Genomic DNA, 22,001 nt, shown 5'->3' on the forward strand with positions numbered 1-22,001 from the left:
AGAAGTGGTGAACGACATGCGCCCCAAGAACCCGCTGACCGGAGCCAAGCGCAAACAGGTCGAGAAGCTGACATCCGGATTGAGAGGGATCTTCGTGTTCCTCTTCTTCACCTCCGGCGCCATCAATATTCTCGCGCTGACCGGCTCTTTCTACATGCTGCAGATCTATGACCGTGCGCTGACGAGCGGCAGTGTCCCGACGCTGCTCGGCCTCTCGGCGCTCGCCATCGGCCTCTACCTCTTCCAGGGCCTCTTCGACATCATCCGCTCGCAAATCCTGGTGCGCATGGGCGCGCGGCTCGACAGCCGTCTTGCCCCGCTCGCCCATCAGGTGGCGATCGACATGCCGCGTTTCGGCTTCTCGACGGCGGAAGCGCTGGAGCGCGGCCGGGATGTCGATACCGTCCGCTCCTTCCTCGGCAGTCAGGGCCCGGTGGCGCTCTTCGATCTGCCCTGGATGCCGCTCTATCTCATCTTCGTCTATATGCTGCATCCCTATCTGGGAGCGCTGACCTTCGCCGGCGCCTTCGTGCTTTCGATGCTGACGATCATCACCGAGCTGATGACCCGGCGGCTGTCGAGCGCCACCCACAAATCGGGCATCGAGCGTAACGCCATTGCCGACTCCAACGCCCGCAACGCGGATATCCTCAAGGCAATGGGCTTTGCCGGGCGGGCCGTCGAGCGCTTCAATCGCGCCAACCAGGATCATCTGGAACTGCAGACCCGCACCAACGATATCAGCGGCACATTCGGGGCGATTTCCCGCGTGCTGCGCATGATCCTGCAATCGGCCGTGCTCGGTCTCGGCGCCTGGCTGACGATCAAGGGCGAGCTTTCGGCAGGCGCCATCATCGCCGCCTCCGTTGCCTCCGCCCGGGCGCTCGCCCCTGTCGATCTGGCAATCGGCAACTGGAAAGGCTTCGTCGCCGCCCGCACCGCCTTCCTGCGGCTGAAGGAGACCGTGATCGCGCTTGCCGGCGCAGAGCCGCCGATGGCGCTACCGGCCCCCAGCCGCTCGCTGAAGGTGGAGAAGATCACCGTCGCCGCGCCCGGCTCCGGCCGCGTGCTGCTCAGCGAAGTCAGCTTCGAGGTTGCCGCCGGGCAGGCGCTCGGCATCATCGGCCCGAGCGGCGGCGGCAAGACGACGCTCGCCCGCGCACTCACAGGCGTCTGGCCGACGCTGCGCGGCAGTGTCCGGCTCGATGACGCCGAGCTTACGCAGTGGTCGGACGACGATCTCGGCCAGCATATCGGCTACCTGCCGCAGGATGTCGCGCTGCTGGATGCCTCGATCGAGGAAAACATCTCGCGGCTTGAGCCGCAGGTGGATGCCCGGGCGATCGTCGATTCAGCCCAGACCACCGGCATCCACGAAATGATCGTGCGCATGCCGGAGGGCTATCGCACGGCTCTCGGGCCACAGGGCGTCTCGCTCTCGGCGGGGCAGCGCCAGCGCATCGGCCTTGCCCGCGCACTCTACCGCAATCCCTTCATCGTCGTCATGGATGAGCCGAACTCCAACCTCGATGGCGAGGGGGAAGCGGCGCTGACCCAGACGATCAAGGCCGTGCGCGCCCGCGGCGGCATTGCCATCGTCATCGCTCACCGGCCAAGCGCATTGGCCGCAGTCGATATGGTCGCCGTGATCCAGAGCGGAAAGATGGTGGCCTTCGGACCCAAGGACGAGATCCTCAAGCCCGCAGCCGCCGAAACCGGCAGCCGGCCGGCCGCCATGACGCAGCTTGGATCACGCATCACCGCGAGGATGTCAGAATGATCGAGGTCAAAGGCACCAAAACCGCAAAGACCGAAGAAGACCCGCACGACCGCTATGTGCTGAAAAGCGACGACAAGCTGTCCCGGGTGCCGGTCTTCCTTTCCCTGCTGCTGACGGGCTTTGCGCTCTATCTGAAAAGCGCGCTCGGGAACCCGCAGGAAGCCCCACGCGGCGGCGAGGCCGATCCGCGCCGCCCCGCCAGCGATGAAGGCGATCTGCCGCCGATCGACGTCGAGACCGCCGGCGCCGTGGTCCGCATGCCCGACGAAGAGATCGGCGGCTCCTACTCCGGCGGCAAACCGGGTGGCGTCGTGCTCTCCGGCCACAAGAACCGGGTCAGCTATGCGCTCACCGATTCCGACGCCATCGAGTTCAACCGGCTGAACCTGCCGAGCCTGTCCCTGCTGAAAAGCTTCGGCGGCGTCTCCGCCTCCTTCCACGCCTCCAACGACAACGCCTGGACCGGGCCGCGCCAGGTGCAACCGGATTCCGGCCCGCGCGCAGGCGGCGCGGCGCGCTCTTCGAACACAGAGTCCGCGGCGAAACCGGTCAACCGCGCTCCGCGGACCAACGGCCCGGTGACACTCGCCGATATCTCCGGCTGCGGCCTGGCGCTGATTGGCCTTGCCGATCTGCTGCGCGGCAGCATTGATCCCGATGGCGACGTGCTGTCGATCAAGGATATCGCCGTGTCCTCGGGAAAACTCGTCCAGGCCGCCAGCGGCTGGAGCTTCGACGCCGCCGGTCTCGGCCCGGTCACCATCACCTACATGATCAGCGATGGCCAGGCCCTGGTCTCGCAGACGGCGCATTTCTCCGTCGTCAAGGCGCCGCCGATCACCGGCACATCGGGCGACGACCTGATCGCCGGAACCGCCTGCGCCGACGATATCGAAGGCCTCGCCGGCAATGATAATATCGATGCCCGCAGCGGCAACGACGTGATCAGCGCCGGAGACGGCAACGACCATATCCTCGGCGGCAGCGGCAATGACACGATCTTTGCCGGGAATGGCGACGACATCGTGCTCGGCGGCCTCGGCGACGACCATATCTGGGGCGGCGCCGGAAACGACCGGCTCTATGGCGAAGACGGCCGTGACAGCCTCTTCGGCGAGGCCGGCGACGACCTCCTCAGCGGCGGTGCCGATGCCGATCTGCTGCGCGGCGGCAATGGCGCCGACCAGCTCTATGGCGATGCCGGAAACGACATCATCGACGGCGAAGACGGCAACGACCGCCTCGATGGCGGCGACGGCGACGACGTTGTCCTCGGCAGCGCCGGCGACGATCACCTCGCAGGCGGGACCGGCCTCGATGTGCTGAGCGGCGGCCAGGGCACCGATACGGTCAAGGCCGAGGATGGCGATGATACCGTCACCGGCGATGCCGACCAGGCCGACGATATTTATGACGGCGGCGCCGGCACCGATACGCTCGACTATTCCGCCCTTGCCGAAGCCGTCGCGATCGACCTCGTCTCCGGCGAGGCCGAGAGCAGCGAGATCGGCTGCGACACCGTCACCGATTTCGAGATCGTCCGCGCCGGATCAGGAGACGATACGCTCACCGGCAGCGATGGCGCCGACGAGCTGCATGGCAATGCCGGCGATGACGAGATGAGCGGCGGCGCCGGTACCGATCTCGTCAAGGGCGGCGAAGGAAACGACACCGTCACCGGCGATTTCGACTGGGCGGCCGACAGCTATGACGGCGGCGAAGGAGTCGATACGCTCGACTATTCCGCAGCTGTCCTCTCCGTCGTCGTCGACCTCGTCGCCGCCAATGCCAGCGGTGCCGACATCGGCTCGGACAGCATCAGCAATTTCGAGGTGATCAAGACCGGCGATGGCGACGACATCCTGCGCGATGGCGACGGCGAGGAATTTCTCTTCGCAGGCGACGGTGATGACACGGTCGAAGCGCGGGCCGATGACGCCGACGACGTCTTCGACGGCGGCGACGGCGACGACACGATCGACTATTCGCAGACCGCCCATGGCGTGCTGATCGATCTCGAAAGCGGCAAGGCGACCGGTTTCGAAGTCGGCCAGGACATTATCGAGGGTTTCGAAAAGGCCGTTGCCGGCTCCGGCGACGATGTCATCCGGGCGGGACTGACGGCCGCGGTCATCTCGGGCGGCGATGGAAACGATACGTTCGAATTCACCGTCCCCGCCGGCGAAAGCAGCGCCGATGTCGTCCACCAGATCCTCGATTTCATGGTCGGCGATCGCATCGATATCTCCAAATACAAGATCTTCGAGGAGGTGCTCGACGGCATCGAGGACCGCTTCGAGGACATCTACGGCGACAAGGGTGATGCCACGCCGCTGCCGATCCGCGTCCGGCACGAGGGAACGGACGAGCTCAGCCAGACGCTGATCGAAGTCGATATGGACAAGGACGAGCATTACGAGATGACCATCAATCTCACGGGTCACCATCTGCTTGTGATCGTCGAGAATGTGTAAAGACGGGGGAGACAAGCGATGAACCAGGACCAGCAGCGGCCGTCGGCCGAAACCAACAACATGTTCCCGGTGGCGACCCGTATCACCGCCGGTATCGCCCTCGGCCTGCTGCTCTTTGCCGGTGCCGGCGGCTGGGCGGCGACCACGCAGCTCAGGGGCGCGATCATCGCCTCGGGAGTGATGAAGGTCGACCGGAACCTGAAATCGATCCAGCATCGCGACGGCGGCATCGTCAGCGAAATCGCGGTCAAGGAAGGCGATCAGGTCAGCAAGGGGCAGATCATGCTGCGCCTCGACGACGCGCAGACCCGCGCCGAGCTCTCGATCGTCCGCACCCAGCTCGTCGAACTCACCGCCCGTCAGGCGCGGCTGGTCGCCGAGCGCGACAATGTGGAGGCGATCGCCTACCCGGCCGAGCTCGCAGCCATCCTCGGCGAATTCCCGCTGGTCGCCACCGGCGAACAAAAAATGTTCGACGGCAATCGCCGCAACCGGCAGAACCAGAAACAGCAGCTGCAATATGGCATCTCGCAGCTCGAGGAGGAATTGAAAGGCCTTATCGCCCAGCGCGACGCCAAGGCAGGCGAGCTCGAACTGGTCCAGACCGAGCACGACAAGATCAAGGGACTGGCCGACAGGAAGCTGATCGACACGTCGCGCAAATATTTCATCGACCGCGAGATCGCCAAGCTGACCGGCGAGAGCGGCGAGATCCAGGCCAATATCGCCCGCTCCCGCGCCCGCATGAGCGAAATCCAGGTCCAGATCATCGCCATCGACGAGGCCGCCCGCACCGAGGCCCAGCGCGAACTCGGCATCGTCGAGCCGAAGATTTCGGAACTGAGGGAACGCCGCATCGCCGTCGAGGACCGCCTCGCCCGCACCGATATCCGCGCTCCTCTTTCAGGCACCGTCAACGAGCTCTTCGTCCACACGATCGGCGGCGTCATCACGCCGGCCGAGAAGCTGCTCACCCTCGTCCCCGCCGATGCCGCGCTGAAGATCGAGGCCCGCCTGGCGCCGACCGATATCGACCAGGTCTCGATCGGCCAGGACACCCGCATGCGCTTCTCGGCCTTCAACCAGCGCTCGACGCCGGAGCTCTCCGGAAGCATCGCCTACGTCTCCGCCGCCACCAGCACCGACCCGTCAACCGGCCAGATCTTCTACCTCGCCGACATCGCCGTCTCCTCCACCGAACTCGCCAGGCTCGGTGACCACAAACTCCTGCCCGGCATGCCGGTCGAAGTCTTCATCTCGACACAGGAGCGGACGGCGATGTCGTTTTTCACGAAACCGTTGACGGATCAGTTCAGCCGTGCGTTTCGGGAGGAGTGAGGCTGCCTTCCCGGGCCTGCCCAGCGGGCGATGCCCCTACTGCATCGCCCGCCGCATCACCCCTTACTCCAATCCGGCCTTGTCGAGACCGAAGGCCTTGTCTGCGGAGCCGGGGACGGCCTTGAAGGCGATGCTGGCGCGGTTCCAGGCGTTGATGGCCATGATCTGGAAGGTCAGGTCTGAGATTTCCTTTTCGGAAAGCTGGCCGCGCACCTTTTCGTAGAGCTCGTCAGGGACGCCGCCTTCGGGGAGCTTGGTGACGGCTTCGGTCCAGGCGAGAGCGGCGCGCTCGCGCGGGCTGAACAGCGTCGATTCTCGCCAGGCGGCGATGTGGTAGAGGCGCAGCGGGCGCTCGCCGTGGATCGTCGCTTCCTTCGAATGCATGTCGAGGCAGAAGGCGCAGCCGTTGATCTGGGAGGCGCGAATGTCGACCAGATCGAGGATGGACTGTTCGATCGCACCCTTCTTGGCATCGTTGCTGAGCGTCATCAGGCCCTTGAAGAGCTCGGGGGAGAGTTGAGCGAAATTCAGTCGCTGTGTCATGAGTTTTCATCCGTTTCTGAGGATTGAAATCGCCGGGCGGATGCGAAATCCGCCTCGTGGAACGGATCGATGGTGATCGAGCGGGCGAGGCGTGAACAGCTATACATCTGTTAGGGGCCGAGGACTTGATGGCATCCACCGCACCCCATCGTCCAGCAGCTCAATCGTATTGCAGTTGTAACGAGAGCCCATGTATTCCGCAGCAGAACGCCGCAGAATTCGATATCTATTTCATTGAAATAGTTATCATATTTTCAGCACGCCCGGACGCAGCCAGACCGTTCAGGACATCGTTTATCGCAAGCCTCAAGCAAGCCGCCATTCTTAGCGCTTGGGTTGCGCAGGCAATTCTCTTCGGCTTGCGCGGCCGGTTTTGAGGACCGCCGCTTCAGCCATGAGAGCTGGTTGTGGCCGTCATTTATGCCACCGGCAAATCCATTTCGATCGTCGTGGCGATGCTGAACAAACGCATCGGCTACGAGCAACGTCAGACAGGAAGATTCCGATGATCTCAGCACTCTCACTCGCACGCAGCTACAGCGCAAACCTGGCGCTCGGCATTCTCAAAGATGGCAACAGCAGCTCGAACGCCTCATCCATGGCGAGCCCTATCTCTCGCCTGCTCGGCGGTATCGATCTCGACCACAGTTCGACGGGGCTGGATGGCGGTTCGCTTTCGGTGCTGCTGCAGGCTCTCCACAATCTGAGCAACGCTGGCGGGCAGGACGGCGCCGTGCGCGCGCCTGATGGCTTCATCGGCTCGAAAACCTTCATGAACGCTTTGAAGGACAAGCTCGATGGCGCAGCCGGCAACCCGATGAGCTACGTCAATCTCCAGGGGATGATGCAGGCGATGAAGGACGGAACGCTGGAGGTGACCAATCCGGCGACCGGCGAAACCGTCACCGCCTACGACCCCGCCGGCGGCAAATCAGCAGGGAAGATCGAGACTGGCGATGGCGAGGCCTGGAACACGTTTCTTCAGGATCACCTGAAGCGCGAGAGCGACGGCAGTTTCGCCAAGTCGGCTGACGGTTCCTATATCGACGCCAAGACGGGCGGGAATGCCTATTTCGAGAAGGTCGGCGGCGATTACTACTACTTCACCTGGCCGGGCAAAATGTCCGCCGATGTCTGAGACAGGGGATCGAAAGAGGGGCGGAATTTCCCCTCTTTCGAGGTCACCCTGTTCAGGATGCGGCCATGATCGAGGCAATGAAATCGGTAAAGACCTGCAGGCGAAGGCTGGGCATCTTGCCCGACGCATGGATCGCCTGAAGCGGAACGGTGCCGAGCGGTATACCGGGCAAGGGTTCGACAAGCAGGCCGCGATCGATGTCGTCCTGGACGATGCGTTTGATCAAATAGGCGGCGCCTACCCCTGAAACCGCGGCATCGCGAATGGCGGTTGCAGAATCGAGATCCAATCTCCCCTGCGGCACAAGCTCGCTCCCGTCAGGCAGCGGGATCGGATAGGGCACGCCAGCAATGACGTAGCGCACGAATGGCAGCTCGCGCAGATCGCCCGGCGCGCTCATCTTCCGATGACGGGCGAGAAAGGCAGGCGATGCGACGATCGCCATGTCGAGATGCGCCAGCGTCCGGCACATCAGGCCGGATTGAGCGGTGCCGCCAACCCGGAAGGCTACGTCGTAATTTTCGCGCAAAAGATCGACGGCCCTGTCGGTCATCCCGATTTCCAGCGAGATTTCCGGATATCGCGGCATGAACTCGTCGACGACGCGCTGCAGGATCATCCGGCCAAGTTCACTCGGCAGGCTGACACGCAGATGCCCGGCCGGCTCCAGGTGCGATCGTGTGGCGTCGGCGGCAGCGTCGATGCCCTCGAGAAGTGGCGAGATCCTTTCGTAGAAAGCCTCGCCTTCCGGCGTCATCGCCAATAGCCGCGTCGAGCGCCTGAAGAGGCTGGCACCAAGGAGCTGTTCCAGCCGGGACACGCTCTTCGAAACCGAGGACGGCGTGGTGCCCAGGCTTTTCGAGGCAGCGCTGAAGGACCCTGCCCTCACCGTTCGAACAAAGGCTACCAGTCCGGCGGTTTCATTCAGCAGGCTTTGCATCTTCAGCTGTGACTCTCATGACCGCGCTATGCGGCTCACTGTGCGGTGTGGAACATCGCCCTTATGGCATGGACGAGGTCGGTCCTGCCATGTGCTTTCGCTGCGGACACATCCTTGTGCTCGGCCGCTGCCGGAGATTTCTGCGCCAGACGTTTTGAAAGGCTCATCGCCAGTTCCGGCCGCTCGCCCATCAGGGCTTCAAAGGCAGCCTTCGGGATTGCGTAGACGCTCGCCCGCGTCAGTGCCTTGACGGCACAGGCCTCCGGCCTGCTGGTGAGGACCTCCAACGCGCCAAAACAATCGCCGGGCGCAAGGCGCAGGGCATCCTCGCCGTCATGCATGAAGGCGAGGATGCCGGTGCGGACCACCATCAGCCCGGTAGCGACGCCGCCCTGTTCCACGATGATCTCGCCGGCCCCAAAACTCCTTTTGACCGCCAGCGCCGCCAATGCCTCCCGCTCCTCGGCATTCAATTCGGAGAACTGGGGATTGGAACTGAGCAGGATTTCGAAGGAGGTTTCCGGCAGCGCGGCAATCTGCTCTCCACCCAGCAATGCCGTTCCCAAGGGTGCTGCCAGGGAGAGGCCGTTGGCAGCGCAATGGCGGTAGATCAGATCGATCACCTCGCTGCGTGCAGCACCTCTGTGCATCGGTCCGGCAACCTGGAAATAAAGCTCCACCTCGATCGCCGCGGCGCTGATGCTGCCGACGATGGCGGCCGGTGCGGGCTCGTGGAGAATGCAATTGCAGCTTCCGAGAACATCGCGCATCACATCGGCGACAAATCGCGGCCGGCGCGTCGGCAAGACCCGGACCGCCACCATGAGCTGATGATTTTCATCCGGCTTGCTGACATTGGTGAGCGACTGCCTGGCGAGCACGCTGTTCGGCAGGACCACCAGATTGTGGGCGAAGGTCAGCAGATAGGTCGAGCGCCAGTTGCTGGCGACGACCCGGCCCTCAGTGCCATCGCCAAGCACGATCCAGTCGCCGATGGCATAGGGCCGTCCGAGCGTGAGCGCGATGCCCGAGAAGACGTCACCGAGCGTATTCTGCAACGCCAGACCGAGGATGACGGCAATGAGGCCGGAGGTTGCCAGCAGCGTTCCGATCGGGACGCCGAAGACGAAGGCCATGATCGACAGCAGCACGCCGAGATAGACGATCGCGACGATCAGATCCTGCAGCAGGCGCGCCTCGCGCGGGCGGCCGTCGAGCACGATGTAGATGCGCACAAATCCGATCGTCGCCCAGGATAGGTGCGTCCACCAGAGGATCTTTGCGGCGACGACCAGGCTGCCGAGACCATCGAGATGCGGGGCATCGAAGCGGAATGGGTTCAATCCGGCAAGCGTCACGGCAGCGGTCATCGCCAGAAAGAAGATGATCTGCACGATGAGGCGCGCCGTCGGCCTCGAACGCCCCTGAAGATGCCATATGACGATCCCCGCCACGCCCAGAAGGTTGATCAGAACGAACATCAGGAATGTCTGTTGCGGCATTAGAATCTCGCTGCAGAATTGGGATTGCCCGCTCGCAAGCCTGCAGACATCAGGCGGGCGCCCGCGAAAATATCAGTGGGGTTTACGGGCGCCTACTAAACCTGTTGGTAGGTTTCCATGAGCAGCGCTGCCGTCCATCATCATCGATTCCCGCGCGCGCCCTTATGCCCGAGAATGACAAATGCAACGTCTTTGCGGGCCTGATGGAGGATTTCCCGCTGTGTCCGGGGCATCGAAGGCGTTATAACTTCGGGAAATTCTGATGAAGCCTGGCAGCGCCTTTGCCGAAAGGCGACAGTAAGGTTTCTGTCATGCCGGTCGATTGCCGTTGCCTGCGGTGGCGCGCCGGAAGGCCCGCGCGTTCGCCTGTGAAAGACGCATTTCCCTATTGAATTGCAATGAGATAGCAAACGTTAGTTTACTTGTCTGGGGCGCGGAACCCATTAGGATGAATGGTGAACTGGCCACCTTATTCGGTTGGAGGACCTGACAATGGCAGCCGCTGCCAGAAGTGCCGAGCCTGTGTTGCCGCCTCGGCAGATCGTTCACATCGTCGAGGACGATGAACAATTGCGGCTTTCCTTGCTGGACCTGTTTCAATCGCTGGACATGCCGGCCGATGCCTTCGAGAGCGGCGCGGACTTCTTCGCCCGCGCGCCGCAAGACCTTGGCGGCTGCATTCTTCTGGACGTCAGGCTGCCCGGCGCCAACGGCATCGAGTTCCAGAGCGAGCTGGACGCTAAGGGATACCAGGTCCCCATCGTCTTCATGACGGCGCATGGCGACGTTGCCACCAGCGTTCACGCGATGAAGGCTGGCGCCATAGACTTCCTTCAAAAGCCGCTGAGGACCGAGGAACTGCTGGAGGCCATCCAATCGGCTTTCGCAATCGACGCCGGGCGTCAGGAGGCGCGGTTGAAGCGCCAGACCGTGCGCGACCGGGCATCGAGCCTCACCCCGCGCGAGACGCAGGTCATGGGACTTGTCACAAGCGGGCTGATGAACAAGCAGATCGCTTTCGAGCTCGGGATCAGCGAGATCATGGTCAAACTCCACAGAGGCAGCATGATGAGAAAGATGAAGGCCGGGTCACTCGCCGAACTTGTCCGCCAGTTCGAACTTCTTCACTGACCTGAGCGTTCCCATGAAGCCCTTGTATCACCTGATCTGAGGTTCGATGCAGCCCAAACCCCACACCACAGTCGCTATCGTCGATGACGACCATTTCCTTCGGGAATCGTTGCGCGACTTCTTCGATGCGATGGGCATCGACAGCGTCGTCCACGGATCGGCTGATGCGTTCCTCGCCTCCGGCGACATCGCGCGCGTACAATGCGTTCTCGCCGATCTGAAAATGCCGGGCACGAACGGCATGGATCTGCTGCGCAAGATCGTCGCCCTGGGCGGGCCGCCGGTCTGTATCATGACCTCCTTTGCCGACAGCTATACGCGGAAAATGGCTCAATCCTGCGGAGCAGCGGGCTTTATTGAAAAGCCGATCGATGCCGCCAGCCTGCTCGAATTCATCTCGAAGTCGAATTGCGGCTGAACCGCCAACCGGCCCGTCAAGCCGAACGCACGTATAGATGCTCAACGCAGCACCTCATGCCTAAATCCCGGGAGTAACGCGGCCGCCATCAGTGCGCCGCGCTGCGCTACACCCTGAAAGGAGTTCAGCATGTTCACCCGAGCCCTCTTGATCTTGACCGCTGCCATCATGCCAGCGCAGATCACCAACGCTGCCGACACGACGAAAAAGGCAAAGATCTCCGTTGTCTTCGACCATCCGCTTCCCAACGTACCCGGCAAGAGCATGCGCGGCGTGCTGGTGGAATATGGCCCCGGCGGCTCTTCGGCGGCCCACATCCACCCCCATTCCGCCTTCATCTATGCGACCGTGCTCGAAGGCGCGATCCGCAGCAAGGTGAATGACGACCCTGAGAAGGTCTATCACAAGGGTGAGAACTTCTCGGAGCTGCCGGGCGACAAACATGGTGTCAGCGCCAATGCGAGCGATACCGAGCCGGCGCAGCTGCTGGCTGTCTTCGTCGTCGATACGGACGAGACGCAGCTGGTTACCGACATCAAGCAATAGCAACGATGGGCTGCGCTGCCGCGCTAGCGGCGGCGCGGCCGATCGTCCAAGATCACGTCGCTCTCGAACCTGTAGCCCGCTCCGCGCGCGGTCTTGATCAGCTGCGGGTTCGCGGGATCGAGCTCGACTTTCCGCCTCAGCCGCAGGATCAATGCATCCAGGCTTCTGTCGAAGATTTCCTCCGAGTTGACCCGGCTGGCTGCCAGCAACTGCTCTCGCGAAAGCACCTTCCGGGGCGCCCGCAGAAAAGCCACAAGCAGATTGAACTCCGCCACCGTCAATTTCACATCGGCGGCGCCGGGCCGGCAGAGGTTCCTCTGGCGTACCCAAAGCGTGCATCCCGCGAAGGAGTAGGATCGCATATCGCGATCCATGCGCGGCAGCGGCTTCTCGCGCATCGCGGCCCGGAGACGGGCCACGAACTCCCGATGCGCGAGCGGCTTGGTGATGTAATCCGCCGCCCCCGCCTCCAGCCCGCGCACCTTGTCGTCTTCCTCCATGCGGCTGCCGCTGAGGATAACGATCGGCACTGCCACGCGGGCCGCCAGCCGTCTCACCATCTCGAAGTCATCATTGGCGTTGACGTCGATGACCAACAGATCGGGTTCGATGCCTGGCAGGAGTTGCTGCAGCTCCTGGAACGACGCGGCTTCGCTCACTTGAAAAGCGGCCTCAACCAGATAGCCGCTGAGGCCATGGCGTGCGGTGGCATCGGTATCAAGCACTACCACGTGCTTCATCGCATTCTCCGTCGGGTTGCAACGGAGGTATAGGCGGGTGGCCAAGTTGGGCCAATAATAACTGCCAGTTTTTCCGAGTATTCGGCACTAACTTCAGTATAGGTTTTCGCAAGAGCGGCATACCGTTAACATCCGGAAAGCCCTATGCGGCAAGCCTCTGTCGCCGCACACACCACAAACTGCCGGCAACAAAACCAATGTATAGTTCATAAGAAATAATATAGATCGTAAATAAAATTGCCGGATTACTGATCGTAATAGCAATTATTATTGTCGACCGGCTTGATCTCAACGATTCATTGACTAGGAGACAAGCATGGATGCTCATTCCATCACATCGACGCGCAGGAATATCATGACGGGCACATTGGGGCTCGCCGCAGCAGCGGCAACCCTGACGGCACAACCCGCTGAGGCCGCGAAGAAGGGCAAGGTTGCAGCCGAGCGCTCGGGCGGCAACTACGTGACATCGGCCGACGGGACCGAGATCTTCTACAAGGACTGGGGTCCAAAGGACGCGCAGCCGATCGTTTTCCATCACGGTTGGCCGCTGAGCAGCGACGACTGGGATGCGCAGATGATCTTCTTCCTCGACAAGGGCTTCCGCGTCGTCGCCCATGATCGCCGCGGCCACGGCCGCTCGGCGCAGGTCAGCGGCGGCCATGACATGGACCATTATGCGGCCGATGCCGCAGCCGTCGCAAACCATCTCGATCTGCGCAACGCGGTTCACGTCGGCCACTCGACCGGCGGCGGCGAGGCGACGCGCTATGTCGCCCGCCACGGCAAGGGCCGCGTCTCCAAGCTCGTGCTCATCGGTGCGGTTCCGCCGCTCATGCTGAAGACCCCCGCCAATCCCGGCGGCATTCCGATCGAGGTCTTCGACGGGCTGCGGGCGACGCTGGCGGCCAACAGAAGCCAGTTCTACACCGACTTCCCGAGCGGTCCGTTCTACGGCTTTAATCGCCCGGGCGCGACGTTGCAGGAATCGACCGTTCGCAACTGGTGGCGCCAGGGCATGGCGGGCGGCATCAACGCCCACTATCTCGGGATCAAGGCCTTTTCCGAGACCGACTTCACCGAGGACCTTAAGGTCATCGACGTACCGGCACTCGTGCTCCACGGCGAAGACGACCAGATCGTGCCGGTGGCGGATTCCGCCGTCCTGTCTTCGAAGCTTCTGAAGAGGGCGACGCTGAAGATCTACAAGGGCCTGCCACACGGCATGGCGACGACCCATGCCGATATCGTCAATGCCGACATCCTGAGCTTCATCAACGGATGATCGGCAGGGGGCGCTGCCGCCGGCGCCCCGTCCTTCCGCAAGTGCATACATCGCCAATGAAAAAGCATCCGGCTCGGCAGGGCGCTGAACCGGATGCTTTTCGTTGAATGCGGGAAATGCCGGAGGCGCGAGCCTCCGGAGGATGCTCAGTGCGCCCGCGGCGGCGGCGTCGCGGTCTTCACCCATTCGGAATACGAAACCTTGCCGAGCCAGGCGGCGGAGGCGGGCACCAGGCTGCTGTCGTCAAGGATCGCGCCGAAATAGCGCGTCTGGCGGTCGACGACGATCTCGCGGGCATCACCGATCTGACGAAGATATTTGCCGACGGCGTCGGCCATGCGGATCTTCTCGGGGCCGGCAATCTCCACCGTCTTGTTGAGCGGCACGCCGAGAACGAAATCGACTAGCGCGTCGGCGACGTCTTCCGAGAAGATCGGCTGCATCATGGCCGGCGAAAGATGGACTTTATCGCCCTGCGCACCAGACTGGGCAATGCCGAACATGAACTCGAAAAACTGCGTCGAATGGACCAGCGTGTAGGGAATGCCGGATTCCTTGATGATCTTCTCCTGCGCCAGCTTTGCGCGCAGATAGCCGCTTTCGGGAAGCCGGTCGGTGCCGACCACGGAAAGCGCCAGGTGATGCTTGACGCCGGCTGCCGTCTCGGCTGCCATGAGGTTGCGCCCCGATGTCTGGAAGAACTCCATGACCGCCTTGTCCTCGAAAGACGGCGAGTTGGCGAGGTCGACGACGACCTGCGCACCCGCAAACGCCTCAGCAAGCCCCTCACCGGTGATGGTATTGACGCCCGACGACGGCGAAGCCGCGATGACTTCGTGCCCCTTGGCCTGAAGCCGCTTGACCAATTTCGAACCGATCAGCCCGGTTCCGCCAATAACGACGATCTTCATGACTCGCTCCTTTTGAAGAATTCTTGAGAAAGGCGCGACGGCGCAGCTGCGCCGGCCGGCCCGCGTGAGGTCCTTTCCTGACCTCGGACAAGCCTATGGAATTGCCGGTGGCGGCATAGACAAACGTTGGTTGGGGGCAGCGCCGCCCGGCATCGGCCCCGCCCCAACCAAGGTTTACTTACGAGAACCGGTCCATTCACATATTCTGAAATGGATCAGCAAGCCGCTGCTGATCCAGGGTGGCCGTTCCCTCCCGCCCTGCTCGTGGATGGCAGTCCTCGACCTGGGGTACCCTTCCCCCCCAGCCATCCCCTCTGGAACCGCCCCTTCCCCTCCCGGGGGCGGTTCCCTTTCGGGATGCCGCAGGCCTCAGCCGCGCTGAAGCTGTTCGGCCTTTCGAACGAGATCCGCAAGCGAACGGCTCTGCATCTTGCGCATCAGGCTCATGCGATGAAGCTTCACCGTCATCTCGCTGATGCCGAGCTCATAGGCGACCTGCTTGTTCATCAGACCGCTAACCACCGCCGACATCACTTCCTTCTCGCGCGGGGTCAGGGTGTTGGCGAGTGCCCGGATGCGCCCGTATTCCGCATCCGTCTTGCGCCGTTCGGAATCCAGGCGGATCGCATGATCCACCGCATCGAGCAGGTCCTGGGAGGCGAAAGGCTTGGTGATGAAATCCGTGGCGCCCGCCTTCATTGCCTTCACGCTCGCCGCGATGTCGGCATGCCCTGTCAGAAAGATCACCGGCAGACGGCTTCCCGCCAACGAGAGATGCTGCTGCAGATCGAGGCCGGTTCCGCCGGGCATCCTGAGATCGACGACGAGGCAGCCCGGCGCACTGATATCGGCCATCTCCAGGAATTCCGGACCGTTCGAAAAGGCGCTGGCCCGCTTCTTGGTGACCAGGAAAAGATCGAGAAGGGATTCTCGCATGTCTTCGTCATCGTCGACGACATAGACGATCGGCTCGGCGGAGAGCTCTGCGCTGGATTGGACGTTTTGCATGACATGACCCCGGTTGCCTGGTTCGGAAACATCCTCCGCACCGGGTTTTGCTGGCCCAGGGTGGCGTCGAATGTCGCCGCCGGTTTTGTACCACTGAAGCGATGCGCCGTGAGGGTAAACCTTGGTTTAGGTTGGCGGGCAGCAAGATCAGGTCAACCCAACACTTCGTTTAGTCGAACACCGGCACCAAATGCCTATCATCCATCGATATCAGATGGATGGAGATGGAAATGAGAGCAACGGTGATTGGCGCCAGCGGCGCCATGGGCTCCAAGATCGTCCGCGGCCTGGAGCGCGACGGGTTCGATGTCGTGGCCGCATCGACGAAAACCGGCGTCAATGCCTATACCGGCGAAGGCCTGGCAGCGGCGCTCGCCGGCGCCGATATCGTGATCGACGTCACCAATTCCGGTTCTTTCGGCGAGGGAAACGCCCTCGACTTCTTCCGCCAGGCTGGAAGAAACATCCTTGCCGCGGCGCGCTCCACAGGCATCAGGCACTATATGGCTCTCTCGGCCGTCGGCACTGAGAGGCTTGTCGAGAACGACTATTTCCGCGCAAAGCTGGTGCAGGAAAACCTGATCCGCTCATCGGGGCTGCCCTACACGATCGTCCGATCGACGCAGTTCTTCGAGTTCTTTAGCGGGATCGTCAACGACTATGCGGTCGACGGTATACTGGCATTGCCTTCACTCGTCGTCCGCCCGGTTTCCGCCGATGAGGCTGCAAGCTGGATCGCCAAGCTCGCCAGCGGCGAGCCTCACAACGGCATCGTCGAGCTTGGCGGGCCGGAAGCAATCGATCTTGCTGATCTGGCTCGGGAATTGCTGACGGCGACGGAAGATGCGCGGCCTGTCAGCCTAGCGCCCACACCTCTGTATTTCGGTGTGGAGCTGTCGCGAGATGGGATGCTGCCGGTCAACCAGATGCTATCGGGCAAACTGTCGTTTCACGACTGGCTCTCGAGAAGCATGGCTGCAGCCTGACAGCGTGACGCAATGAAGGCGGCGCTTGGGGCGCCGCCTTGCTGTCTCAGGGACTAGATCGAAACTCGGGCCTCGCCATCGCCATCGCCATAGCCAGTGCGAAATCTCTGCCTGCAGGCCCATACCGTTGCGGCGATCCCGAACAGCGCCGGCATGCTGACGGCCGGAAAGTCGCGAAGAAGGACCGACGACGAGCATATGCCGACCGCGACTTCCCAGAGGTGGAAGAAGGCATGCGCCGTCAGCCACAGCGTCGCCGCCGCCCAGAGCTCGATACGCCGCTCCTCGCGAAACCAGCCGACCGCGAAAGCAAGGGCGATAAAGCCCTGGATGATGCCGATGTCACGGATGAAATGCTGGTTGAAGAAGCCCGTATTCGTGACGCCGGGCACGAAATAATACCATCCCTCGGGATCATAGAGCATGTAGACCGCCAGCCACCCGGCCAGGAGAACATTGAACCAGACCATGACGAAGACGGCGTACTTGAGCGCTTTCATTTCTTGCCTCCTGCTTTCGATAAAGCAGAAGGCTAACACCGGGCGACCGTAGAGACTGCCCAAACGAAGGTTTGGGATTTCGGCTTCTGGTCAGGTGAGCGACATCCCGCCATCGACGAAGAGTTCCAACCCGTTGACGAAGGATCCGGTCGCCAGAAACAGCGCCGCATGCGCCAGCTCTCCCGGTGCCCCCATTCGTCCGGCCGGAATGAGACCCGCCATCTGGCGCTCGAAGCCCGGACGGTCCGCCTCGCTGACGCCGAGTTTGCCGAGGATCTCCGTTTCGACCGGCCCGGGCGTCAGGATATTCACCCGGATCTTGCGTTCCCTGAATTCGAGAGCCCAGTTCTTGGCGAAGGCCGCCAGCGCCGCCTTCGATCCGGCATAGACGGTATGCTGCGGCAGAACCTTCGTCGCTGCAAGCGAGCTGGTGACGATGATGCTGCCGCCATCCCGGATGATCGGCGCCATGGTCTGCACGCCGAAGAAGACGCCGCGCGTGTTGACCGCGAAATGGCGGTCATATTCCTCTTCCGTCACGACCGAGGATGAGGAGAGATTGATGACACCGGCATTCGCCATATAAATATCGACAGCCCCGAACCGCTCGCTAACCTCGTTCGCCAGCCGGCGATGATGCTCGATGCTGGCGACATCGCCGCAAATGCCGATAGCGCCGTTTCCGATCTCTTCGATCGCCGCATCGACGACATCCTGCCGCCGGCCGGTGATCACCACCTTTGCGCCCTGGCGGGCGAAGAGCTTTGCCGTTTCCTTGCCGATACCGCTGTTTCCGCCGGTAATGACCGCCACTTTGTCTTGAAGAATTTTCATCGTCTATCTCCTTGATATCGGGCCAGAGATAGATGCCGAAGCGCCAGCGGATTAGCCCATTGCCGGGAACAAGAGGTGTTCCCGGCAATGCGGAATGGATCTGCAACGCCCCTCCGGAGCAATTGCGTTACAGTTGTAACGCAAGGCCTGAATACACGTTTTCAGCAAGGTTGAAGCAAGCCGCGCTTTTCAGGTTGTGCCGCGTCCCACCACGCCAACCAAGGATCGACACAATGCGCGTAGGCTCCGAAAGCCCTATCTTCAGCCTCTTTATGCCGAAGGGGCACAAGGCCCCCTCGATCGCTGACGAGAAGATCGACTTCAAACCCGTCAATCCTCCGAAAGCACCCGCCGTCAAATCCGACGAGGAACTGCTGGCCGATCTCTACGACCGGACCGCGCAGCAGCTGATCGACGACGCCGACGTCAACGACGACGGAATGGTCAGCAAGGATGAATATATGGCGGCCCAGAAGCGCCTTGCCGACATGGACAAGAGAATATTCGATCCGGTTTCGACCGAGGAACGCTGGGAGAAATTCGACCCGACCGGCAAAGGGACGCTCGACAAATCCGAGGTCATCGAAGGGCTGAAAAAGGTACTGCCGCTTGGCATCGGTCACCTCGACCAGGCGCAAGCTGACGCCATTCGCTTCAGACCGCCGACCCGCGCTTGATCTGCGCAGCTGCAAAAGGGGCTGCTTTCTTGAGCAGCCTCTCCTGCGCATGAAACCCTTGTATAGGATGCGCTTGGTGGTTTCGTGCTGCAAAGTGAGCGCAGGTCGAGTTCCGCGGCCAGAAACCTCAGGCTGTACAGAGGCAAGCAACGGTGGCCCTCGCGTCTTCCGAAACCTACACGCGAGAGCAGGCTGCCGGTCCGCACCGGATGCCGCAGTTCAGACTGCAGTTCCTCCTGGATGGCAAGCTGTTTCTGACGCGGATCTGGTCTGCGGTTCCCGATATCGGTCAGCGCGTCATGTTCCCATCAGCAGGCGGGTCCGGCCTGTTCAAGGTCATCGACGTCCTCTGGAGCGACACCGCAACGGAAGACATGATGAGCGCCTACATCAGCCTGATCCGTTCGCCGGGCTGATACGCGATGCGGCTCACATTGAATGTCGCCGTTTCGAGCCAAGCCATGCTAATTTGACGACGAATAGCAGAGAGATTTAGCCGGGGGCCGGCGGCAGATCGCCCGCCTCATTGCTCGGTTGGGGCGGTCAATTATGATGATGCCAGTTCTTCGGCAATTCCCGCAGGTTTGTCCGGTACCGCCCGCATGATGGATACGACTTTTCTGATCGACCTTGATGCACTGCAGGCGGCAAAAGCCGTCGAGCGCATCGTCGGCAACGCCTGGGCGACGGACGCCGACGGCGCCTTCATCTACGTGACACCGGCCGCGCTGACATTCCTCGGCCTGACCCTTAACGATATCAACGCCGCCTCGAACGAAGACAGCTTCGGCTGGAAGCGCGCCATCCATCCGGAGGACTATGACGAGGCGGCCGCGATGTGGCGGCGCTGCCTGCAGACTGGGGAGCAATACAGCGTCCTGCACCGGATGCTGCGGGCGACCGGAGGCTATGGATGGGCGCGCAGCACCGGGCAGCCGCTCTTTGACAGCGCCGGAGCGATCACAGGCTGGTATGGCACGGTGATCGATGCCGAGGTCATCCCGATCGCCGAACCCCCGCTGTCGATGGCGGAGCCGCCCTCGACGGAACTCAACCAGCCGGAAGCTCTCTCCGACATGGCGACGGTCCACCCCCACGATCGCCCGTCGGTCGAGCAGGCGACCGCAAGGGCATTCTTCCATGGCGTCCCCCAGGTCAGCAGCTACCGTCAGCTTCAGCCGGACGGCAGCTATCGCTGGGTCGATTTTCGGGTCGAACCGGAGAATGGCGCCAGCATCACGGTCGAACCCGCCATCGCCCGGCAGGGAGAACACTGGACGACGGCGGATTTTCTCGGCGAGACCGCCGAAGCCGTCAAGGCGGCGCGCACCATCGAGAGCCTCTACGGCGGCGCCTGGGCAATGGATGCCTCGGGGCAGTTCACCTATGCCACGCCGACCGCGCAGACCTCGATCGCGATGGTTCTCGAGGACCTGAACCTGTTGCTGGATGGCAAAGCCTTCCTGGAGGGCGGAGAACAGGGATGGCAGCGCGGCACCCACCCCGAGGACCGCAAGCGCGTCGGCGATTCCCTGCGCCACGCCTTGCGGACCGGCGAACATTGGAATTTCGAATACCGGATCCTGCGCGCCACCGGCGCCTATGTCTGGCATCGGGCAGCGGCACGCCCCACACGCGACAGCCAGGGCCGGATTACCGGCTGGTACGGCACGACATTGGATATAGACGTCTACAAGAAGACGGAGGCCGCGCTTCTCGAACGCGAGCGCCTGCTGCAGCAATTGATCGATACTGTTCCCGCGCTCATCTGGAGCACGATGCCCGATGGCACGCCGACCTATGTGAACCGGCGCTTTACTGAGGTAACGGGCGCGACGCTGGAGGACATTACCGCAACCGACGGATCACCATCGCTGAGCGTCATCCATCCCGACGATCGCGAGACCGCCCGCCAGGCGATCCAGATATCATTCGAGACCGGCGCGCCCTACCGGCAGCGATACCGCCAGCTTCGCGCCGACGGCAGCTACCGCTGGACGGAGACGAGAGCCGAACCCCTGCGGGACGAGAGCGGCGGCATCATCCAATGGTACGGCGTGAGCTCGGACATCCATGACCTGATCATGGCGCAGGAGGCTTTGCAGGAACGGGAGCGCTTCCTCTGGCAGCTCGTCGAAACCCTGCCGGCGATGATCGACTGCGCGGCTCCCGACGGCGAGCCGATGTTCCGCAGCCGGCAATTGCGGGAATTCCTTGGCTATGATCTCGAGGAACTCGACAGCAAGGACAAGTCCCGATTGGCCGAAACGCTGGATGCCGGCGTTCACCGCGAGGATCTGGCAAGCGTCAAGGAGCGCTATGGGCATTCTCTGGCAACCGGCGCCCCCTACGCGAACAGGCACCGGCTTCGCCGGTTCGATGGTGAATACCGCTGGGTAGAGACCCGCGCTGCGCCGATGCGCAATACCGAAGGACGGATCATCCAGTGGAATGTCATCTGCCTCGATATCGATGCTGAGGTCCGCGCCCAGGAAAACCTTCTCCTTGCCCAGCGTCACCTCGCCCATGCCAGCCAGGCCGCCAGCCTTGCTGAGCTCTCGGCCTCGATCGCCCATGAGGTCAACCAGCCACTGTCGGCCGCGATCAACTCGTCGGCAGCCTGCCAGCGCTGGCTGAACGCCGATCCGCCCAATCTCGAGCGCGCCCAGAAATCGCTGGAACGCATCATTCAAAGCGCGAACTCGGCGGCCGATGTCGTCAGCCGCATCCGTGCTCTGTTCAGGCAATCCACCGACCAGCGGAACTATACGGCGATTGCCGATGTCGTCTTCGAGGCGCGCAATCTCATCGCCGAAGAGGCGAGACGGCGCGGCGTCCGGATCGACATCCAGTGTGAGCCCGGATTGCGGCCGGCACCTTTCGACCGGATCCAGATCCAGCAGGTTCTCTTCAATCTCATGCGCAACGGCATCGATGCGATGGCCTCTGCCTATTCCGAAAAGGTGCTGCGCATTCGCGTCAGCTCAACGCAGGACATGGTCCGCATCGAGGTGGACGATCAGGGCTACGGCATCCAGTTCCCCGACAAGATCTTCGAGCCGTTCTTCACCACGAAGGAACGGGGAATGGGCATGGGGCTCTCGATCTGCCGCTCGATCGTCGAATCCCATACCGGCCAGCTCTGGGTCGAGAACAACGAACCGCTCGGCGCCACGTTCATCTTCACGCTGCCGGCCGAAACCTGAACCGGCCGGCTTTTGAAATTTCGCTCATTCGGAAAACATCGCCC

20 protein-coding genes and 1 pseudogene are annotated in these 22,001 nt (G+C 62.3%); 13 read left to right on the top strand and 8 right to left on the bottom strand.

Annotated elements, in window-relative coordinates; all coding sequences use genetic code 11:
* Positions 1-16: 16 nt before the first annotated feature.
* From ACEN84_RS24000 to ACEN84_RS24010, 3 genes are read left to right on the top strand one after another with little or no spacing between them, the layout of a single operon-like run.
* Complete coding sequence (locus ACEN84_RS24000; RefSeq protein ID WP_413710143.1) at positions 17-1,780, top strand: type I secretion system permease/ATPase; 1,764 nt, start codon at positions 17-19, stop codon at positions 1,778-1,780.
* Positions 1,777-4,254 (top strand): calcium-binding protein, encoded by a 2,478-nt coding sequence (locus tag ACEN84_RS24005; protein ID WP_413710144.1) that lies wholly within the window; start codon positions 1,777-1,779, stop codon positions 4,252-4,254. The genes ACEN84_RS24000 and ACEN84_RS24005 overlap by 4 nt, the downstream gene beginning before the upstream one ends.
* 18 nt (positions 4,255-4,272) lie before the next feature.
* The gene (locus ACEN84_RS24010; protein WP_413710145.1) at positions 4,273-5,592 is read left to right on the top strand and encodes an HlyD family type I secretion periplasmic adaptor subunit; all 1,320 of its coding nucleotides are present in this window, start codon (positions 4,273-4,275) and stop codon (positions 5,590-5,592) included.
* A 63-nt stretch (positions 5,593-5,655) separates the two neighbouring features.
* Here the strand turns inward: ACEN84_RS24010 and ACEN84_RS24015 are convergent, their stop codons facing one another.
* Positions 5,656-6,135, bottom strand: coding sequence for a carboxymuconolactone decarboxylase family protein (locus tag ACEN84_RS24015; protein WP_130284112.1), 480 nt, complete (start codon positions 6,133-6,135; stop codon positions 5,656-5,658).
* A gap of 505 nt (positions 6,136-6,640) precedes the next feature.
* Between ACEN84_RS24015 and ACEN84_RS24020 the strand changes: the two genes are divergently transcribed.
* Positions 6,641-7,273, top strand: a complete 633-nt coding sequence (locus tag ACEN84_RS24020) for a hypothetical protein (RefSeq protein WP_413710146.1) — start codon at positions 6,641-6,643, stop codon at positions 7,271-7,273.
* A 52-nt stretch (positions 7,274-7,325) separates the two neighbouring features.
* Here the strand turns inward: ACEN84_RS24020 and ACEN84_RS24025 are convergent, their stop codons facing one another.
* Together ACEN84_RS24025 and ACEN84_RS24030 are read right to left on the bottom strand one after the other, a co-directional pair.
* On the bottom strand, positions 7,326-8,213 hold the full coding sequence (locus ACEN84_RS24025) for a LysR family transcriptional regulator (protein WP_413710147.1): 888 nt from the start codon (positions 8,211-8,213) through the stop codon (positions 7,326-7,328).
* Positions 8,214-8,248: 35 nt separating this feature from the next.
* On the bottom strand, positions 8,249-9,715 hold the full coding sequence (locus tag ACEN84_RS24030) for a cyclic nucleotide-binding domain-containing protein (protein WP_413710148.1): 1,467 nt from the start codon (positions 9,713-9,715) through the stop codon (positions 8,249-8,251).
* A 492-nt stretch (positions 9,716-10,207) separates the two neighbouring features.
* On the opposite strand from ACEN84_RS24030, the gene ACEN84_RS24035 reads away from it, so the two are divergent.
* The 3 genes from ACEN84_RS24035 (at position 10,208) to ACEN84_RS24045 (ending at position 11,810) form a co-directional block, all read left to right on the top strand.
* On the top strand, positions 10,208-10,846 hold the full coding sequence (locus ACEN84_RS24035; RefSeq protein ID WP_413710149.1) for a response regulator transcription factor: 639 nt from the start codon (positions 10,208-10,210) through the stop codon (positions 10,844-10,846).
* 46 nt (positions 10,847-10,892) lie between these two features.
* Positions 10,893-11,264: a response regulator transcription factor gene (locus tag ACEN84_RS24040; RefSeq protein WP_413710150.1), complete on the top strand. Its 372-nt coding sequence runs from the start codon at positions 10,893-10,895 to the stop codon at positions 11,262-11,264.
* A gap of 129 nt (positions 11,265-11,393) precedes the next feature.
* On the top strand, positions 11,394-11,810 hold the full coding sequence (locus tag ACEN84_RS24045) for a cupin domain-containing protein (protein ID WP_130284122.1): 417 nt from the start codon (positions 11,394-11,396) through the stop codon (positions 11,808-11,810).
* A gap of 23 nt (positions 11,811-11,833) precedes the next feature.
* On the opposite strand, the gene ACEN84_RS24050 is transcribed toward ACEN84_RS24045, so the two are convergent.
* On the bottom strand, positions 11,834-12,550 hold the full coding sequence (locus ACEN84_RS24050; protein ID WP_413710151.1) for a winged helix-turn-helix domain-containing protein: 717 nt from the start codon (positions 12,548-12,550) through the stop codon (positions 11,834-11,836).
* 316 nt (positions 12,551-12,866) lie between these two features.
* Between ACEN84_RS24050 and ACEN84_RS24055 the strand changes: the two genes are divergently transcribed.
* Positions 12,867-13,835 (top strand): alpha/beta fold hydrolase, encoded by a 969-nt coding sequence (locus tag ACEN84_RS24055; protein ID WP_130284126.1) that lies wholly within the window; start codon positions 12,867-12,869, stop codon positions 13,833-13,835.
* 146 nt (positions 13,836-13,981) lie between these two features.
* Here the strand turns inward: ACEN84_RS24055 and ACEN84_RS24060 are convergent, their stop codons facing one another.
* Both ACEN84_RS24060 and ACEN84_RS24065 read right to left on the bottom strand, forming a co-directional pair.
* Positions 13,982-14,746 carry an SDR family oxidoreductase gene (locus ACEN84_RS24060; RefSeq protein ID WP_413710152.1) on the bottom strand — a complete coding sequence of 255 codons (765 nt, stop codon included), beginning with the start codon at positions 14,744-14,746 and terminating at the stop codon, positions 13,982-13,984.
* Positions 14,747-15,115: 369 nt separating this feature from the next.
* Entirely contained in the window at positions 15,116-15,754 is a 639-nt protein-coding gene (locus tag ACEN84_RS24065; RefSeq protein ID WP_413710153.1) for a response regulator transcription factor, read from the bottom strand.
* 230 nt (positions 15,755-15,984) lie between these two features.
* Here ACEN84_RS24065 and ACEN84_RS24070 point away from each other — a divergent pair, with 230 nt between their 5' ends.
* Positions 15,985-16,740: an SDR family oxidoreductase gene (locus ACEN84_RS24070; RefSeq protein ID WP_413710154.1), complete on the top strand. Its 756-nt coding sequence runs from the start codon at positions 15,985-15,987 to the stop codon at positions 16,738-16,740.
* 53 nt (positions 16,741-16,793) lie between these two features.
* On the opposite strand, the gene ACEN84_RS24075 is transcribed toward ACEN84_RS24070, so the two are convergent.
* Both ACEN84_RS24075 and ACEN84_RS24080 read right to left on the bottom strand, forming a co-directional pair.
* Entirely contained in the window at positions 16,794-17,240 is a 447-nt protein-coding gene (locus tag ACEN84_RS24075) for a hypothetical protein (protein WP_413710155.1), read from the bottom strand.
* A 90-nt stretch (positions 17,241-17,330) separates the two neighbouring features.
* The gene (locus ACEN84_RS24080; RefSeq protein WP_413710156.1) at positions 17,331-18,074 is read right to left on the bottom strand and encodes an SDR family oxidoreductase; all 744 of its coding nucleotides are present in this window, start codon (positions 18,072-18,074) and stop codon (positions 17,331-17,333) included.
* 32 nt (positions 18,075-18,106) lie between these two features.
* Here ACEN84_RS24080 and ACEN84_RS24085 point away from each other — a divergent pair, with 32 nt between their 5' ends.
* The 4 genes and pseudogenes from ACEN84_RS24085 (at position 18,107) to ACEN84_RS24100 (ending at position 21,957) form a co-directional block, all read left to right on the top strand.
* Positions 18,107-18,751, top strand: coding sequence for a hypothetical protein (locus ACEN84_RS24085; protein WP_413710157.1), 645 nt, complete (start codon positions 18,107-18,109; stop codon positions 18,749-18,751).
* Positions 18,752-18,903: 152 nt separating this feature from the next.
* On the top strand, positions 18,904-19,167 hold the full coding sequence (locus tag ACEN84_RS24090; RefSeq protein WP_413710158.1) for a hypothetical protein: 264 nt from the start codon (positions 18,904-18,906) through the stop codon (positions 19,165-19,167).
* A 189-nt stretch (positions 19,168-19,356) separates the two neighbouring features.
* Positions 19,357-19,962, top strand: a pseudogene (locus ACEN84_RS24095) (PAS domain-containing protein); the annotation flags it as partial.
* Positions 19,963-20,169: 207 nt separating this feature from the next.
* The gene (locus ACEN84_RS24100; protein ID WP_413711351.1) at positions 20,170-21,957 is read left to right on the top strand and encodes a PAS domain-containing protein; all 1,788 of its coding nucleotides are present in this window, start codon (positions 20,170-20,172) and stop codon (positions 21,955-21,957) included.
* Positions 21,958-22,001: the final 44 nt, after the last annotated feature.

Source organism: Rhizobium sp. Rhizsp82, assembly GCF_047325115.1.
Taxonomy (GTDB): Bacteria; Pseudomonadota; Alphaproteobacteria; order Rhizobiales; family Rhizobiaceae; genus Rhizobium.

What these genes read in the sequence shown, in the direction of transcription:
- ACEN84_RS24000 (WP_413710143.1), top strand. Translation starts at nt 17, where the DNA reads ATGCGCCCCAAGAACCCGCTGACCGGAGCCAAGCGCAAACAGGTCGAG.
- ACEN84_RS24005 (WP_413710144.1), top strand. Translation starts at nt 1,777, where the DNA reads ATGATCGAGGTCAAAGGCACCAAAACCGCAAAGACCGAAGAAGACCCG.
- ACEN84_RS24010 (WP_413710145.1), top strand. Translation starts at nt 4,273, where the DNA reads ATGAACCAGGACCAGCAGCGGCCGTCGGCCGAAACCAACAACATGTTC.
- ACEN84_RS24015 (WP_130284112.1), bottom strand. Translation starts at nt 6,135, where the DNA reads ATGACACAGCGACTGAATTTCGCTCAACTCTCCCCCGAGCTCTTCAAG.
- ACEN84_RS24020 (WP_413710146.1), top strand. Translation starts at nt 6,641, where the DNA reads ATGATCTCAGCACTCTCACTCGCACGCAGCTACAGCGCAAACCTGGCG.
- ACEN84_RS24025 (WP_413710147.1), bottom strand. Translation starts at nt 8,213, where the DNA reads ATGCAAAGCCTGCTGAATGAAACCGCCGGACTGGTAGCCTTTGTTCGA.
- ACEN84_RS24030 (WP_413710148.1), bottom strand. Translation starts at nt 9,715, where the DNA reads ATGCCGCAACAGACATTCCTGATGTTCGTTCTGATCAACCTTCTGGGC.
- ACEN84_RS24035 (WP_413710149.1), top strand. Translation starts at nt 10,208, where the DNA reads ATGGCAGCCGCTGCCAGAAGTGCCGAGCCTGTGTTGCCGCCTCGGCAG.
- ACEN84_RS24040 (WP_413710150.1), top strand. Translation starts at nt 10,893, where the DNA reads ATGCAGCCCAAACCCCACACCACAGTCGCTATCGTCGATGACGACCAT.
- ACEN84_RS24045 (WP_130284122.1), top strand. Translation starts at nt 11,394, where the DNA reads ATGTTCACCCGAGCCCTCTTGATCTTGACCGCTGCCATCATGCCAGCG.
- ACEN84_RS24050 (WP_413710151.1), bottom strand. Translation starts at nt 12,550, where the DNA reads ATGAAGCACGTGGTAGTGCTTGATACCGATGCCACCGCACGCCATGGC.
- ACEN84_RS24055 (WP_130284126.1), top strand. Translation starts at nt 12,867, where the DNA reads ATGGATGCTCATTCCATCACATCGACGCGCAGGAATATCATGACGGGC.
- ACEN84_RS24060 (WP_413710152.1), bottom strand. Translation starts at nt 14,746, where the DNA reads ATGAAGATCGTCGTTATTGGCGGAACCGGGCTGATCGGTTCGAAATTG.
- ACEN84_RS24065 (WP_413710153.1), bottom strand. Translation starts at nt 15,754, where the DNA reads ATGCAAAACGTCCAATCCAGCGCAGAGCTCTCCGCCGAGCCGATCGTC.
- ACEN84_RS24070 (WP_413710154.1), top strand. Translation starts at nt 15,985, where the DNA reads ATGAGAGCAACGGTGATTGGCGCCAGCGGCGCCATGGGCTCCAAGATC.
- ACEN84_RS24075 (WP_413710155.1), bottom strand. Translation starts at nt 17,240, where the DNA reads ATGAAAGCGCTCAAGTACGCCGTCTTCGTCATGGTCTGGTTCAATGTT.
- ACEN84_RS24080 (WP_413710156.1), bottom strand. Translation starts at nt 18,074, where the DNA reads ATGAAAATTCTTCAAGACAAAGTGGCGGTCATTACCGGCGGAAACAGC.
- ACEN84_RS24085 (WP_413710157.1), top strand. Translation starts at nt 18,107, where the DNA reads ATGCCGAAGCGCCAGCGGATTAGCCCATTGCCGGGAACAAGAGGTGTT.
- ACEN84_RS24100 (WP_413711351.1), top strand. Translation starts at nt 20,170, where the DNA reads ATGGTTCTCGAGGACCTGAACCTGTTGCTGGATGGCAAAGCCTTCCTG.